A 16286-nucleotide genomic window follows, 5' to 3' on the forward strand; every position below is an offset into this window, starting at 1 on the left:
GTTTCCGGGACCGCTGTTACACTCGGGAAGGTCTCAATTAAAGCTATAACGAGCTAAAGCTATAACAATCGGAACAACTGATATGTCGTCACAGCCACAACAAAACAGCGATGGCTTCTTTGGCCATCCCAAAGGGCTCTCCACCCTGTTCTTTACCGAGATGTGGGAGCGGATGAGTTACTACGGCATGCGGGCCCTGCTGGTCCTGTTCATGACCGCCAGCCTGCAGCAGGAAGGCCTCGCCTTCACCGTGGCTGCTGCCACGGCCATCTACGGCCTCTACACCGGTGCGGTGTACTTCCTGGGTCTCCCAGGGGGCTGGATTGCCGACCGTCTGCTCGGCGGCCAGCGTACCGTCTGGTACGGCGGCATCATCATCATGTGCGGCCATATCGTGCTCGCCATCCCCAGCGAACACACCTTCTTTATCGGCCTGATCCTGGTTGCTACCGGTACCGGCCTGCTCAAACCCAATATTAGTGCACTGGTTGGCCACCTCTATTCCGACGACGATGTGCGTCGCGACAGCGGTTACGCCCTTTACTACATGGGTATCAATATTGGTTCCGTGCTGGGCTACATGATCTGTGGTTACTTTGGCGAGAAAGTGGGCTGGCACTGGGGCTTTGGCGCCGCAGCCGTTGGTATGGCAATCGGTCTGGTCCAGTACCGCAAGACCATTGGCAACCTGGGTAACGCCAGCCTGAAGCCGGAACACCCGATGACACCAGCCGGCGAGAAAAAAGCCTGGAGCACCATCTGGGCAATCGTAGGTGCCGTGGTGGTGATCACCGCGCTGACCATGAGCGGTGTGATCGCGTTTGATCCGGTTGCCGTGGCCAAGTACGTTGCCGTTGCCTTCACCCTGATTTTCTTTGCCTACTACGCCTACATCTACTTTGGCGGCAAGCTGACCCAGGCAGAGAAGAAGCGCATGTGGGCCCTGTTCCTGGTGTGTGTGGCTTCTGCCTGCTTCTGGTCCGGCTTTGAACAGGCGGGCTCCTCCCTGAACCTGTTTGGTCGCGATTTCACCGATCGCATGCTCGGTTCCTTCGAGATCCCGGCTTCCTGGTTCCAGAATGTGAACCCGATGTTCATCATCATTCTGTCGCCATTCTTCGCCGCTCTGTGGATCAACCTGGGCAAGCGCATGATCTCGCCGTCCTACGGTATGAAGTGCGCCATTGGCCTGATCATCATGGCTACCGGCTTTATCGTGATGTTCTTTGCTGCCCAGCAAGCCGCTGCGGGCCTGAAAGTAGCCCCGATGTGGCTGGTAACCACTTACTTCCTGCACACCGTGGGTGAACTGTGCCTGAGCCCGGTTGCCCTGAGTGCGGTGAGCAAACTGTCCCCGCGTCGTTTTGCCGGTCAGATGATGGGTGTGTTCGTACTCACCTACTCCATCGGCAACATCATTGCCGGTCTGCTGGCGGGTAACTTCGATCCAAACAATGTATCCGAGCTGCCGAATCTGTACCTGCAGATTGCGATCTTCAGCATTGGCATCGGTGCGGTAATCGCGCTGATCAGCCTGAAGTCCAAATCCTGGGAAGGCCAGGGTGAGGATCATATCGAAGCGGTTGAGCCGGCCGAGGCACCTGCGAAGACTGTTTGATTCTCGGCTTAGCCCGAAATAAAAAGGCCGCTGCGGGAAACCACAGCGGCCTTTTTATTAATTAGCCAGTCGAATAAATCAGCTGGCAACTACCGCATAGTTCAGCCAGATAAACCGCGCACCAATTATAAACAGCAACCCCGCAAAGCAGTTCTTCAGCAATTGAGGCGACAGTTTATGGGCCAGCAGGGCACCGAAGCGGGCAAACCAGGTGCTGGCCAGAACAATACCCAGGAACGCAGGCCAGTAAATATAACCGCTACTCCACTCCGGTAACTGCGGGTTACTCCAGCCCTGCACGGCAAAACTGAGCGCGCCGGCAATGGCAATCGGCAAACCACAGGCTGCCGACGTCGCCACCGCGCGCTGCATGACCACATGACAGCGGGACAGGAAGGGTACCGTTAGTGAGCCCCCACCAATCCCGAAGATGGCGGAAACCCAGCCGATAAAGCCGCCGGCAATCGACAAGCCCACCCTCCCCGGCACCTTTTCGCCGTTGCTCGGCAGCGATCCCTTGCGCAGGCCATCGAGCCACATTTTGAGCGCGATACCAACGGCAAACAGTCCGATCAGCAGCTGTAACCAGGCCCCGCTCAGCCAGTCTGCGGTCACACCGCCTATCCAGGATCCAAGCAGAATACCCGGCGCCATGGCGGCAACGATCTTCCAGTCGACTGCACGCTTGCCGTGATGGGTACGCACCGAGCTGATGGAGGTAATGATGATGGTGGCGAGCGAAGTACCTACGGCCATATGGGTAAGAATTTCCGGCGCGATGCCCTGTGCGGTAAATACCAGGACCAAAGCGGGCACGATAATCAGGCCTCCGCCCACACCGAACAAACCCGCGATAGTACCTGCGCCCATCCCCACCAACAGGTAAATCAATAACACTTCCACTGAACTTCCCCCGGAATCCCTGCTTATAAAGTTCATTCAAACAAAACGGCAGGAAAGCCGTTTTGCACAGCCGAAGGCTGCCCGAAGGGTGAGGGCCAAGGATGGCCCGAATGAAAAAACGGTGGCATATAGCCACCGTTTTCCGTCGCTTGCAAGCAAGCGTGCCAAACCGGGAGGAATTACTCCTCGCCAGTGGCCTCATCCGCCTGCTCGGCTTCTTCGGCTTTGGCTTCCTTAATGGACAGCTTGATGCGGCCGCGCTGGTCCACGTCCAGCACCTTCACTTTGACCATCTGGCCTTCGCTCAGGTAGTCGGTGACCGCATTGACGCGCTCTTCGGCGATCTGGGAGATATGCACCAGACCGTCTTTGCCCGGCAGGAAGTTTACGAATGCGCCGAAGTCGACGATACGTACAACTTTACCTTCGTAGATGGCGCCGATCTCCGCTTCCGCGGTGATTTCCTCGATGCGGGTAACTGCCGCTTCCAGGCTCTCACCGTCTTCGCCGAATACCTTGATGCTGCCGTCGTCTTCGATATCGATGGAAGCACCGGTTTCTTCGGTGATGGAGCGGATGGTAGCGCCGCCTTTACCGATCACGTCGCGGATCTTGTCCGGATGGATCTTCAGGGTGGCGTAGCGCGGGGCATTTTCGTTGACCACGTCACGAGAAGCGCCGATCACCTTGTTCATTTCCGCCAGGATATGCAGGCGCGCATGCAGGGCCTGCTCCAGGGCAGTTTCCATGATCTCTTCGGTGATGCCTTCGATCTTGATGTCCATCTGCAGTGCAGTGACACCAGAAGCGGTACCGGCTACCTTGAAGTCCATGTCGCCCAGGTGGTCTTCATCACCCAGGATATCGGTCAGAACCGCGAAGCCTTCGTCTTCCTTCACCAGGCCCATGGCGATACCGGCAACCGGCGCTTTCAGCGGTACACCCGCGTCCATCAGTGCCAGGCTGGAACCACACACGGAAGCCATGGAGCTGGAACCGTTGGATTCGGTGATCTCGGAAACCACACGCAGGGTGTAGGGGAATTCTTCCGGGTTCGGCAGTACTGCAGCGATACCGCGGCGGGCCAGACGGCCGTGGCCGATTTCGCGACGGCCGGTAGCGCCTACACGGCCCGCTTCACCTACGGAGTAGGGAGGGAAGTTGTAGTGCAGCATAAAGTAGTCTTTACGCTCGCCTTCCAGGGCGTCGATGATCTGCGCATCGCGGGTAGCACCCAGAGTGGAAACCACCAGTGCCTGGGTTTCACCACGGGTGAACAGCGCAGAACCGTGACCTTTCGGCAGTACGCCGACTTCTACGGAGATCGGGCGTACGGTTTTGGTGTCGCGACCGTCGATACGGGGCTCACCGCGCACCACGGCGCCGCGTACGGTTTTCTTCTCGAGCTTGCCGAAGTAGCTTTTTACGGTGCCGGCATCCAGCTCGTCAGAAGACAGGGCTTCGGCCGCTTCGTTGCGCAGCTCACCCAGTCGGGCGGTACGCTGTTGCTTGTCGGTGATTTTGTAGGCTTCTGCCACTTTCTCACCGAACTGCGCTTCCAGCGCGGATTTCAGATCTTCGTTGACCGCTTCTGCCTGCCAGTCCCAGGTGGGCTTGCCGGCTTCGGCTTTCAGCTCGGCGCAAACTTTAACAACGGCCTGCATTTCCTGGTGGGCGAACAGTACCGCGCCCAGCATGATGTCTTCCGGCAGTTCTGCTGCTTCGGATTCCACCATCAGAACCGCGTCTTTGGTACCAGCCACAACCATGTCCAGTTCGGACTCTTTCAGAGCCGCGTAACCCGGGTTCAGGATGTAGCCATCTTTCTCGGTGTAACCCACACGCGCGGCGCCAATCGGGCCAGCGAAAGGAATACCAGATACGGACAGTGCCGCGGAGGTGCCGATCATGCCGGCGATATCCGGATCTACGTCTTTTTCCGCAGATAGTACGGTGATCATTACCTGTACTTCGTTCATAAAGCCGTTCGGGAACAGCGGGCGGATCGGACGGTCGATCAGACGGGAGGTCAGAGTTTCTTTCTCGGACGGGCGGCCTTCACGCTTAAAGAAGCCACCGGGAATTTTGCCGGCCGCGTAGGCCTTTTCTACATAGTGTACGGACAGCGGGAAGAAGCTCTGGTCTGGCTTGGCTTCTTTGGCGCCGACAACGGTACACAACACAACGGTTTCACCGATGGTGACCAGCGCTGAGCCAGTGGCCTGGCGTGCGACGCGTCCGGTCTCGATGGTGACCTGGTCTTTTCCGTACTGGAAGGTTTTGATTACTGGATTCACTAGTATCTTTCCTGTTTCCTTACGGCTGCTGGCCCATTCCAACAGCCCCTACAGTTGTTCGCCTGCCTTCAATAACACAATAAGAGACAGACGAATTTGCCGGGCCCAATTTAGAGCCCAACATTCCAGAGGCAAACATAGCACCCCTGAAAATTCGAATTCTATAAAGAAGAATGCCCGCCAGAAGGCGGGCATTCTCAGGGTCTTAGCGACGCAGGCCGAGCTTGGCGATCAGCTGAGCGTAACGGTTCAGATCCTTGCGCTTCAGGTAGTCCAGCAGCTTACGACGCTGGTTTACCATGCGGATCAGACCACGACGGGAGTGATGGTCTTGCTTGTGGGAAGCAAAGTGACCCTGAAGCTTGTTGATGTTGGCAGTCAGCAGGGCTACCTGGACTTCCGGAGAACCGGTGTCGCCTTCAGCTTGGCCGTGCTCTTTCAGGATGGCTGCTTTTTCGTTTGCAGACAGTGCCATAACGAATTACCTCGTTCGTAACATGCTTTGAAAATTCGGCTGGCCCGTGCATGTTTACAGACCAGCTAGTTGCGATTGCGGGTTACCCGCTCACAGTACCTTCCTACCGTCATTCTGGACTTGATCCGGAATCCACTGGATACCGGTCTGCGCCGGTATGACGATGTTCAGGAGTGCTACTTCACCAACCGACGGGGTGCGACCCGCCCGTCATCAGTAATCTCTCCAACGCCTAGAAATTCACCACTTTCCAGGAAGAGGCGCACCATATCACCTTCGTCGCCCAAGCGATAGACCTGCAGATCCATTACCGGCTGACCCTGACGCAGATAGTAACCCGTGTCGTCAGAAAGGATCATTTTGGGCAGGCCGGAGGCGGGAGAATCCGCCGGAAGCAGGTGGTGATCCAGCTCTTCCGCGCGCCCTTCTCCGCGCTCTTCGGTCAGTGTGTCCAGCGTGACCGAGTCGTCTTCGTGGTAGGGACCGGCGGCGATGCGGTGCAACTTCTCGACGAATGCACCCACGCCAAGCGCCTTGCCAAGGTCTTCCGCCAGACTGCGCACATAAGTGCCCTTGGAGCAGTGCACCTCGATCACCGCCCGCGGCAGTTTGTCCGGGGACTGGTCGGCGGGGATGAAATTCAGCAGCTCGTAGGAAAAAATCTCGACCTGGCGCGGCTCCCGCTCCACCTCGATACCCTGGCGCGCCAGCTTGTATAGGGGCTGGCCATTGTGCTTGAGGGCAGAATACATGGAGGGAATCTGGCTGATGGTTCCGCGAAATTCGGCCATGGCATCGCGCACCTGCTCTTCCGTAATACCGGAAGCATCGCTGGTCGCAACCACGTCGCCGTCCGCATCGCCGGTTTCGGTGGTCATGCCGAAACAGAAGGTGCTGCGGTAGCGCTTGTCCGCATCCAAAAGGTACTGGGAGAATTTGGTCGCCTCGCCAAAACAGATCGGCAGCACACCGGTCGCCAGCGGGTCCAGCGCGCCGGTGTGGCCGGCGCGGTTAGCGAAGAACAGGCGTTTGGCTCGTTGCAAGGCGTCATTGGCAGAAATACCGGCGGGCTTGTTCAGCAACAGCACACCATCAATCTGCCGGCCCCATTTTGGTCGGCGGCCCATCAGTCGTTGTCTTTCTCGCTGGCGTCGCTACTGTCGTCATCATCGCCTGATTTGGACTGGTCCGACTTCACCGCCTTGTCGATCAGGGCAGACAGGTGCTGACCGCGTACGGAGGTTTCGTCGTAACGGAAATGCAGGCGGGGGATGGAGCGCATCTGAATCTCTTTGGCGAGCTGGGTACGCAGGAAACCCGCGGCCTTGTTCAGCGCTTCCATGGAGATATCAATCTTGCTGCGGTCGTCCTCGCCCACCAGGGTTACAAAAACCTTGGCAGTGGCGAGGTCTCGGCTCACTTCCACGTCGTTGACATTGACCATGCCAACCCGCGGGTCGCGCACTTCGTGCTGGATCAGACGGGCCAGCTCGCGACGCATGGCGTCGGCTACCCGGTCAGCACGGTGGAATTCTTTGGCCATTTTTTACCTATTCAGAATGGCGGTATCTCGTCATTCCGGCGCAGGCCGGAATCCAGAATACCCAGGTGGTCGGCTAGCCCCCGTGGCGGGTTCCCTGGACCCCGGCCTGCGCCGGGGTGACGATTTATATTCGCCGGAGTGACGGTTTATATTCGCCGGGGTGACGATCTATATTCGTCAGGGTGACGGTCAATTACAGCTCGCGAGCTACCTTGACGATATCGAAGACCTCGATCTGATCGCCCGGCTTGACGTCATTGTAGTCTTTAACGCCGATACCACACTCCATACCGTTGCGGACTTCCTGTACGTCGTCTTTGAAGCGACGCAGGGATTCCAGTTCGCCTTCATAGATCACAACGTTGTCGCGCAGTACACGGATCGGCTTGTTGCGGTAGACGGTACCCTCGGTGACCATACAGCCGGCAATAGCGCCCAGCTTCGGCGAGCGGAATACGTCGCGCACTTCGGCGATACCGACGATTTCTTCGCGCTCTTCCGGATCCAGCATGCCAGACAGGGCCTGCTTCACTTCGTCCAGCAGGTTGTAGATCACGCTGTAGTAACGGATTTCTACGCTTTCAGTTTCCGCCAGCTTGCGTGCGGCCACATCGGCACGGGTGTTGAAACCAATCACGATGGCGCCGGAGGTCAGGGCCAGGTTGATATCGTTTTCGGCGATACCACCCACACCGCTGGAAACCACGTTGACGGAAACCTCTTCGTTGCCGATCTCGGCGAGGGCTGCCTGGATCGCTTCCAGAGAACCGCGCACGTCGGCTTTGACGATAACCGGCAGAACTTTCTTCTCGCCGGCTTCCATGTTGGCAAACATGTTTTCCAGCTTGGCCGCCTGCTGACGCTGCATGCGTTCGATACGCTCTTTGTCCGCTCGCTGCTCCGCCACTTCACGGGCCTTGCGCTCGTCGGCAACTACCATGAACTCGTCACCGGCATTCGGCGTAGAGTCCAGACCCAGCAGCTCCACCGGAGTGGACGGGCCGGCTTCGGTCACAGATTTGCCCAGCTCGTTGGTCATGGCACGTACACGGCCGTAGCTCTGGCCCGCCAGTACGATATCGCCACGCTTCAGTTCGCCGCTCTGTACCAGCAGGGTGGCAACCACACCGCGGCCTTTCTCAAGACGCGCCTCGATCACAACACCGTTCGCCGGTACGCCGACTTTGGCTTTCAGCTCGAGCATTTCAGACTGCAGGGAAACCGCTTCCAGCAGGTCGTCGATGCCCTGACCGGTATGCGCAGACACTTCGATGAACTGAGTGTCGCCGCCCCAGTCTTCCGGGATAACGTCTTTCGCCGCCAGTTCGTTCTTCACACGATCCGGATCAGCGGATTCTTTGTCGCACTTGTTGATGGCAACAACCATCGGCACGCCTGCGGCCTTGGAGTGCGCAATGGCTTCTTCGGTCTGCGGCATTACGCCGTCGTCCGCTGCCACTACCAGAATAACCACGTCGGTCGCCTGGGCACCGCGGGCACGCATGGCGGTAAACGCGGCGTGTCCCGGAGTATCCAGGAAGGCGATCTCGCCCTGGCTGGTTTTAACGCGGTAGGCACCGATGTGCTGGGTAATACCGCCGGCCTCACCGGAGGCCACTTTGGTCTCGCGGATATAGTCCAGCAGGGAGGTTTTACCGTGGTCAACGTGGCCCATAACGGTTACCACCGGCGCGCGGGAAACTTCTTCACCCTCGATATCGGCAGTCATCGCAACCAGTTTTTCTTCCAACTCGTTCTCGGAGCGCAGTACCACGGTGTGGCCCAGCTCTTCGACCAGCAGGGTCGCGGTATCGCGATCCAGGCTCTGGTTGATGGTGACCATCTCGCCCATTTTCATCAGGCGCTTGATCAGCTCGCCGGCCTTCACATTCAACTGCTTGGCAAGATCGCCGACAGTGATCGTCTCGCCCAGTTGCACTTCGTACACTTGCTTTCCTGTCGGCTTCTTGAAGCCGTGTGTGTTCTTCACTTTCAGCGTAGGACGAGAAAGAGAGCGGGTGCTGCGTTTCTCGTCTTCCGTTTCGAAGGCTTCCAGCGCGGCATCGTACAGGGAAGTCTTGCTGGATTTCTTCGGGCCAGACTTGCCGCGACGGCTACGTTTCTTGCGCGGCTCGTCGTCGTCGCGATCGTCGACAACCGCTTCCTGCTTACGGCGCAGGGATGGTTTCTCGGTGGTGGTTTCTACCGCCGCTTTCTGCTTGGCTTTTTCCGCGCGTTCTTTCTGCTCTTCTTCTACACGCTTGCGCTCGGCTTCTACGCGCGCTTTCTTTTCTTCCAGCTCAGCCGCTTCGCGTTCCGCTTCTTTCTTGCGGCGCTCCATGGCGGCGATGCGCATGGCTTCGATGTCGTCTACATAGCTGGAACGGATTGGGGCAGGCGCAGGCTTCGGCGCGGCCTTGGGCTCAGGCTTGGCCTTTTGCTCTGGCTTGGCCTCTTCTGCCGGCTTGGCTTCTGCGGCTTCCTTGGCGGCGGCTTCTTCAGCTGCTGCAGCCTTGGCTTCCGCTTCTGCCTGGGCAGCAGCTTCCGCTTCCTGCTGGGCCTTGGCTTCCGCTTCGGCGCGGGCCTTGGCTTCGGCTTCTGCCGCTTCCTGCTCGGCGCGGGCGCGATCGGCGGCGGCTTTTTCTGCCGCTGCCAGCTCTTCTTCCGCCTTCTGCAGTGCGGAAGTGTCGATTTCGGCTTCCGCCTGCTCGCCTTCTGCTTCGGCGCGCTTAACGTAGGTGCGCTTCTTGCGCACTTCCACATTCACGGTCTTGCGGCCTGTGCCAGAGCCGGTTTTCAAGGTCGTGGTGGTTTTGCGCTTGAGGGTGATTTTGCGAGGAGCGGCGTCCTCTTCCCCTTTGCTGCTGCCGTGGCTGCTTTTCAGGAAATTGAGCAGGACCTGTTTTTCTTCCGCAGATACATTTGCATCTGCTGAAGTGTGGGGCAAACCCGCCTCCTGCATCTGCTTGAGCAGACGCTCTTCGGTGGCACCAACCGATTTGGCGAGTTCGCTAACTGTTACTTCGGCCATTCTTTCTCCTAAAAAGTCTCTTTGCAGCGGAGCGGTATCAGTTCATTTTACCGCTCCACCCTTGGCCTGCACGGCAGGCAATTGGTGGGCGCGGGCGTTATCCGCCACGCGCAGGGCCGGGCTCTTGCCCGGCGCCCTGGCATTAAGCCTCTTGGTCACTGTCGTCGGCGAACCACGGCTCGCGCGCTTTCATGATCAATGCAGCGGCACGTTCCTGGTCCATGCCTTCGATGTCCAGCAGGTCGTCAACCGCCTGCTCCGCCAGATCTTCCATGGAAGAAACACCGCGGCTGGCCAGCTGGAACGCCAGTTGACGATCCATGCCTTCCATATTCAGCAGGTCTTCCTGGGGCTCGGACGCATCCAGCTCTTCTTCAGACGCCAGCGCCTGCGTCAGCAGAGCGTCTTTGGCGCGGGCACGCAGCTCTTCGGCGATTTCCTCGTCGAAGCCTTCGATGCCCAGCATTTCCTCGATGGGCACATAGGCCACTTCTTCAAGGGTGGTAAAGCCTTCTTCCACCAGCACACCAGCGACGTCTTCGTCGATATCCAGGCGCTCCATGAAGGTTTCCATGATGCTGCCGGACTCTGCTTCCTGCTTGGCCTGCCACTCATCAACGCTCATCACATTGATCTGCCACTGGGTCAACTCAGAAGCGAGACGTACGTTCTGACCGCTGCGGCCGATGGCCATGGCCAGGTTTTCTTCGGCAACCGCCACGTCCATGGAGCCCGCATCTTCGTCGACCACGATGGACTCGATTTCCGCAGGCGCCATAGCGTTGATAACGAACTGGGCGGGGTTGTCGTCCCACAGAACGATATCCACGCGTTCACCGGACAGCTCGTTGGAAACCGCCTGAACTCGCGCACCGCGCATACCAACACAGGCGCCGACCGGATCGATACGACCGTCGTTGGTGTTGACCGCAATCTTGGCGCGCAGACCCGGGTCGCGGGCAGCGCCCTTGATCTCGATCACCTGCTCGGAGATTTCCGGAACTTCGATGCGGAACAGCTCGATCAGCATTTGCGGGCAGGAGCGGCTCAATTTCAATTGCGGCCCGCGGGCTTCCGGCTCAATTTCCAGCAGGATGGCGCGGACGCGGTCGTTAAGGCGGAAAATTTCCCGGCCAACCAGTTGGTCGCGAGGCAAACGCGCTTCGGCGTTGTTGCCCAAGTCCACGGCGATAAAGTCGCGGGTGACCTTTTTCACGGTTCCGCTCACCAGCTCACCTACGCGATCGCGATACTCGTCGACGATCTTGGCGCGCTCGGCTTCACGTACCTTCTGTACGATCACCTGCTTGGCAGTCTGCGCGGCGATACGGCCGAACTCGACATTTTCTACCTGCTCGCGGAACACATCACCGGCTTTCAGTTCGGTGTCTTTTTCATGGGCTTCTTCCAGGGTGAACTGGGTGCCCAACTCGGCGAGGGTTTCGTCGTCGACCACTTCCCAGCTGCGGAAAGTTTCGTAGTCACCGGTGCGGCGATCGATGATCACCTCAATGGTGGAGTCTTCGTCGTAGCGCTTCTTAGTGGCAGTCGCGAGGGCCACCTCAATTGCCTGGAAAATAATATCCCGGTCAACGCCTTTCTCGTTGGAAACCGCCTCGGCTACCAGCAAGATCTCTTTGTTCATGCAGCTGCCTCTTTAAAAACGCTACGTGCTGACTAATCAATGCGCTGATGGGACTGTTACCGCATATCCCACCGGCTACTTCCGCATTGCCCTAACATGGTCGGCCCATAGTCGGGCCCAATAATCCAAGTTTTAAAACTAACTCTGTACTTACTTATCGCCGTCAAACTGCGGAATAATATTGGCCTTCTCGATACTGTCGATGGGCAGCAGATATTCGTTCTCGCTATCAATGCGCAAGACGATCTCGTCCCCTTCCACACCGGCCAGCAGGCCGCGCCATTTGCGCTGGCCGTCCAGCGGCATGCGCAAGCGCAACTCTACCTGGGCGCCGATATAGCGCTGGTACTGTTCCAGCTTATACAGAGGACGGTCCATACCCGGAGAAGAAACTTCCAGGGTGTACTTGCTGCTGATGGGATCTTCCACATCCATCACCGCGCTCACCTGACGGCTGACTTTTTCACAGTCGTCCACGGAGATACCGCGCTCGGCGTCGATGTAGATCCGCAACAGCGCATTGCGGCCATGGGTCTGATAGTCGATACCCCACAGCTCACAGTCCAGTGACTCAACCACCGGAGCCAGAAGCTCCTCCAACAGTTCGCGCTTACTTGCCATATCACCTTGTGGCCCCGTTTCGGGGCGGATGCGCAACCGGCGGTGCCGATCGCTAAAAACAAAAAATGGGCAGCGAAGCTGACCCCACGGTCCGAATGAGAAACCGCGGCGCCGACTCCCGGCCCATTCGGATGGCAAACCACATTTGCCGCAGATACGAAAAAGCCCCTAACAGGGGCTTTTACTGCGCGAAAACAACCTGAAATGTTTTCGCAAAATTTGGTAGCGGGGGCAGGATTTGAACCTACGACCTTCGGGTTATGAGCCCGACGAGCTACCAGGCTGCTCCACCCCGCAACAACATCTTGGGAGTTAACAACCATCTACACATCAGAAGTATAAGATGGAAATTGGTAGCGGGGGCAGGATTTGAACCTACGACCTTCGGGTTATGAGCCCGACGAGCTACCAGGCTGCTCCACCCCGCACCGACACTTCCCAGAGGCCGGATCCTGGTAGAGACCGGCCCCTCGCGATGGGTTTCCCCAACCGCTCAAGAGGCTGCGCATTCTATTGATCGCCCCCCGGGGAGTCAAGTCACTTTTGGCATTTAATCACACCCATTCGCCAGGGGATGGGGACAACAGCGATTCGCTTCTTATATATAGACACTTTTATCACTTCCAGCGTTTCCACATCGCATGGCCAGCTGCACCCCACAGCCCCGCAACAGAATTGATAAACATTCTCATTTTATTTAATATCGCGCCACTTTCGACCCACTTCTATAGTAGGAACCCAAATATGCGCGGGACTCGCACCACCCTTGCCCTGGCCATTGCCGCCACCAGCACACTTTCCATTGCCGCCATTGCCGCGGAAAGCAATTCCCAGATCGAAGAAGAAGTGGTGGTCACCGCCAGCCGCACCGAAAAGCCCCTGAGCGCCATCCCCAATACCGTCACCCTGATCGACCAGCAGGAGCTGGCGAATCAGATGGCCGCCACCAGTGACCTGTCGACCATTCTGGGCAATCTTATTCCGAGTTTTTCTCCCAGCCGTCAGAAAATGACGAGCTCTGGTGAGAGTCTGCGCGGCCGCAAACCGCTTTATTTGATCGACGGCGTCCCGCAGTCCAACCCGCGGCCGCGACGGTCACACGATTGATCCACTGGTTCTGGAACGGGTCGAAGTGATTCACGGTGCCAATGCCATCCATGGCATGGGTGCCTCTGGCGGTAACATCAACCTGATCACCCGCACCCCGAGCGACGAGTTTCAACAGAGTGTACGAGTGGAGTCAGCTTTTCAGACCGAAGAGCTTGACGACACTCTGGGCTACAACGGCAGCTACAGCCTTTCAGGCAAATTAAGCGATGTGGACGTGCTGGCCAGTATGACCTACCGCAATAGTGGTATCGGCTACGATGCCAACGGGGACATTGTCGGCTTCGACAATACCCAGGGCGACACTATGGACAGTGAAACCACCAATGCGTTTATCAAGGCTGGTTACAGCTGGGATAGCCAACGGGTGCAGCTGACCATCAACCACTTTCTGGTGGAAGGGAATAACAATTGGCTAAGCGTGGACGGCGATATTGACGCCGGTATTCCCACCACAGCGGTAAAAGGTGAAGTACCAGGAAAGTCCCCCTCCAATGAAGTTACCACGATAAATTTGCAATACAGTAACGAAGATTTCTTCGGGCAGAAGTTGCGCGCCCAGGTATTTTCCCAGGATTTTGCCGGAACCTATGGCGCTACCAACAGCGGCACGTTTCAGGATGTGGAAACTTACGGGCCGGATCTTTTTGACCAGTCCCAGAACAATTCAGAAAAACGCGGTCTCAAGCTGACACTGATCAAAGACCAGATCGCCGGCGCCCCGGTAAGCCTCGCCTATGGTGTGGATCTGCTGGAAGACGAAACCTGGCAGCAACTGATTCTGACCAGTCGCGCCTGGGTTCCGCCCACCCAGTATAAAAATATCGCGCCCTATGCTCAGGCGGAATTCAGCGGTATCGACAACCTGACGGTTACTGCCGGCGTACGCCATGAGATCTCCGAATTACAGGTTGATGATTTCACAACCCTCGCCTCCTACGGCAGCCAGTTCGTCAAAGGTGGCAACCCTGAATTCAGCGAAACACTTGGAAATATTGGCGCGACCTATGCACTCACCGACGGCCTGCGAGTTTACGCAAACTATTCCGAGGGCTTTTCCATGCCGGATGTGGGTCGGGTTCTGCGCGGCATCAACGAACCGGGCCTTGCGGTCGAGAGCTTTCTGGACATGCAGCCGATACTGACGGAGAACCAGGAATTGGGGCTGGAGTTTACCAGTGAGCCATTCGCAGCCCAGCTCGCCTACTACTCATCCGATTCCGATATTGGCCAGCGCCTGGCGCTTGGCGACGACGGTATCTACAGCGTGCAGCGGGAAAAGACTGATATCGACGGTTTCGAACTGCGCGGCCAGTGGTACCTCAGTGACACCGATACCCTCGAAGCTCGCTACGCCTACACCAAAGGCCGCTACGACTCTGACGACGACGGCAAGGTGGATACGGATCTGGATGGCCGCAATATCGCTCCCAACCGCTTCAATCTGAGCTGGGCACGCAACTGGAGCGACGTGTTGAGTACACGAATTCAAGCAAACTGGCTGTTGGATCGTGACTTTGAGAATGCCTCCGGTGACGTCACCCGTGAATTCGACGGCTACACCATCATTGATGCCAGCGCACAGCTGCAAGCATTGGGTGGCGAATTCGCACTGGGTATCCAGAACCTGACCAACGAAGACTACTTCACTTATTACTCCCAAACTGCGGGGAATGACATCCGCAACTTCAAGGGCATTGGGCGCAGCGTGAATCTGTCTTACTCCAAGGTATTTTAATAAATAACGAATGTTCGCCAGCCAGCAGGCCACTATTAGAGAATACTCCGTAGGAGCCCGCTGGCTGGCGAACCCATAAATACTTTATTCCATGCGCAAAACATTTTTCGTCCTGCACAAATACGCCGGCCTCACCCTGGGCCTGCTGCTGTCACTGATCGGTCTCACCGGCAGCCTGCTGGTATTCGACCACGCGCTGGATGAAACACTCACACCGCAAACGGTAACCTTCAACCCGAGCGATCGCCCCGCCAGTTATTCAGAAATACTGGCGGCTGCGCAGGCCGCGGTTCCCGGAAATCCCGAGCCCACCCGCCTGATGACCCAGCGCCAGCCAGGCAGCCCCCACGTTGTACGCTTTCCCACACCGGAAGGCGCACCCGGCCCTATCGAGGTCAGCGTGTCACCCACCGACGCCGAAGTACTGGCTGTGCGTGGCTGGGGCACCGCGGCATACACCATGACCTGGCTGTACCGCCTGCACTACACGCTGCTCGCAGGCAAAAATGGCAAAACTGTGGTGGGTTTTATGGGCCTGCTACTGATGGTGTTCTGTATTTCCGGTGCTGTACTTTGGTGGCCGAAACAGAAACGCAGCGGAACACGAGACTGGAAGCGGGCTTTTTCCATTTCGCGCATCGGGAATCGCTTTCGGTTTTACTTTGATATCCACAAGGTCTTTGGCATTTATTTTTTGCCGTTGCTGTTGATGATCAGCTTTTCCGGTGTGGCGCTGGTATTTCCAACACAAGTAGAAGCGGTCGTCGGCAGCCTGTTCAAGGTGGAGCCCCGCCCCGCCCTGCCCGGTTCACGGGTGGCATCTGGCACACCGATATCGCCGGATCAGGCGGTAACCATTGGTGAACGGGTTTTCCCCGGTGGGGTGCTGAAAAGAATTTATCTGCCGCGCAATAGTGAAGATAGCTACGGCGTGACCTTCCGTGCAGAAGGCGAAGCCTGGACCAATTACGGAGCCAGCTTTGCACGGCTGGACCAGTACACCGGCGAAGTGCTATTGACTCAGAAGGTTACCGAGATACCACTCGGCAATAAAATCCTGCGCTGGCAGTTCCCTCTGCACAATGGGGATGCCCTGGGGATAGTCGGGCGCTGGCTGGTGTTGTTGGCAGGTTTAGCACCCGCACTGTTGTTTGGTACCGGCCTGTACCTTTGGTGGCAGAAGCGACGTTTGAAAACGCAGGCTCAACGAAAGCAACGAGCAAGCACTACCAATACCACAATCACAGAGCCCGCCAGGGGAATCACAGCCGGAGCCAAGTGACCCCCTTACATTCCTCGCAAACCCCC

At 57.5% G+C, this 16286-nt stretch carries 12 protein-coding genes and 2 tRNA genes; 4 read left to right on the top strand and 10 right to left on the bottom strand.

Annotated features, from left to right (window positions below; genetic code table 11):
* Nucleotides 1–82 precede the first annotated feature (82 nt).
* The gene (locus tag ACYX4K_RS11045; RefSeq protein ID WP_475092073.1) at nucleotides 83–1618 is read left to right on the top strand and encodes a peptide MFS transporter; all 1536 of its coding nucleotides are present in this window, start codon (nucleotides 83–85) and stop codon (nucleotides 1616–1618) included.
* Between the two features lie 78 nt (nucleotides 1619–1696).
* Here the strand turns inward: ACYX4K_RS11045 and ACYX4K_RS11050 are convergent, their stop codons facing one another.
* From ACYX4K_RS11050 to ACYX4K_RS11095, 10 genes are all read right to left on the bottom strand, one after another.
* A complete protein-coding gene (locus ACYX4K_RS11050; protein WP_475092072.1) occupies nucleotides 1697–2521 on the bottom strand; it encodes a sulfite exporter TauE/SafE family protein in 825 nt (274 codons plus the stop codon).
* 179 nt (nucleotides 2522–2700) lie between these two features.
* On the bottom strand, nucleotides 2701–4818 hold the full coding sequence (pnp, locus tag ACYX4K_RS11055; protein ID WP_475092071.1) for a polyribonucleotide nucleotidyltransferase: 2118 nt from the start codon (nucleotides 4816–4818) through the stop codon (nucleotides 2701–2703).
* 205 nt (nucleotides 4819–5023) lie between these two features.
* On the bottom strand, nucleotides 5024–5293 hold the full coding sequence (gene rpsO / locus ACYX4K_RS11060) for a 30S ribosomal protein S15 (RefSeq protein WP_043318965.1): 270 nt from the start codon (nucleotides 5291–5293) through the stop codon (nucleotides 5024–5026).
* Nucleotides 5294–5469: 176 nt separating this feature from the next.
* Nucleotides 5470–6420, bottom strand: coding sequence for a tRNA pseudouridine(55) synthase TruB (gene truB, locus ACYX4K_RS11065; RefSeq protein ID WP_475092070.1), 951 nt, complete (start codon nucleotides 6418–6420; stop codon nucleotides 5470–5472).
* The gene (gene rbfA / locus ACYX4K_RS11070) at nucleotides 6420–6836 is read right to left on the bottom strand and encodes a 30S ribosome-binding factor RbfA (protein ID WP_475092069.1); all 417 of its coding nucleotides are present in this window, start codon (nucleotides 6834–6836) and stop codon (nucleotides 6420–6422) included. The genes truB and rbfA overlap by 1 nt, the downstream gene beginning before the upstream one ends.
* Nucleotides 6837–7029: 193 nt before the next feature.
* Entirely contained in the window at nucleotides 7030–9867 is a 2838-nt protein-coding gene (infB, locus tag ACYX4K_RS11075; protein ID WP_475092068.1) for a translation initiation factor IF-2, read from the bottom strand.
* A gap of 142 nt (nucleotides 9868–10009) precedes the next feature.
* Nucleotides 10010–11512, bottom strand: a complete 1503-nt coding sequence (gene nusA / locus ACYX4K_RS11080) for a transcription termination factor NusA (protein WP_475092067.1) — start codon at nucleotides 11510–11512, stop codon at nucleotides 10010–10012.
* A 150-nt stretch (nucleotides 11513–11662) separates the two neighbouring features.
* Nucleotides 11663–12133, bottom strand: coding sequence for a ribosome maturation factor RimP (rimP, locus tag ACYX4K_RS11085; RefSeq protein ID WP_475092066.1), 471 nt, complete (start codon nucleotides 12131–12133; stop codon nucleotides 11663–11665).
* 220 nt (nucleotides 12134–12353) lie between these two features.
* A tRNA-Met gene (locus tag ACYX4K_RS11090) sits at nucleotides 12354–12430 on the bottom strand.
* A 54-nt stretch (nucleotides 12431–12484) separates the two neighbouring features.
* A tRNA-Met gene (locus ACYX4K_RS11095) sits at nucleotides 12485–12561 on the bottom strand.
* Nucleotides 12562–12877: 316 nt separating this feature from the next.
* On the opposite strand from ACYX4K_RS11095, the gene ACYX4K_RS11100 reads away from it, so the two are divergent.
* The 3 genes from ACYX4K_RS11100 (at nucleotide 12878) to ACYX4K_RS11110 (ending at nucleotide 16260) form a co-directional block, all read left to right on the top strand.
* On the top strand, nucleotides 12878–13240 hold the full coding sequence (locus tag ACYX4K_RS11100) for a TonB-dependent receptor plug domain-containing protein (protein ID WP_475092065.1): 363 nt from the start codon (nucleotides 12878–12880) through the stop codon (nucleotides 13238–13240).
* 25 nt (nucleotides 13241–13265) lie between these two features.
* Nucleotides 13266–14978: a TonB-dependent receptor domain-containing protein gene (locus ACYX4K_RS11105; RefSeq protein ID WP_475092064.1), complete on the top strand. Its 1713-nt coding sequence runs from the start codon at nucleotides 13266–13268 to the stop codon at nucleotides 14976–14978.
* A gap of 91 nt (nucleotides 14979–15069) precedes the next feature.
* Nucleotides 15070–16260, top strand: coding sequence for a PepSY-associated TM helix domain-containing protein (locus tag ACYX4K_RS11110; RefSeq protein WP_475092063.1), 1191 nt, complete (start codon nucleotides 15070–15072; stop codon nucleotides 16258–16260).
* Nucleotides 16261–16286: the final 26 nt, after the last annotated feature.

The organism is Microbulbifer sp. ABF4_107, assembly GCF_056312215.1.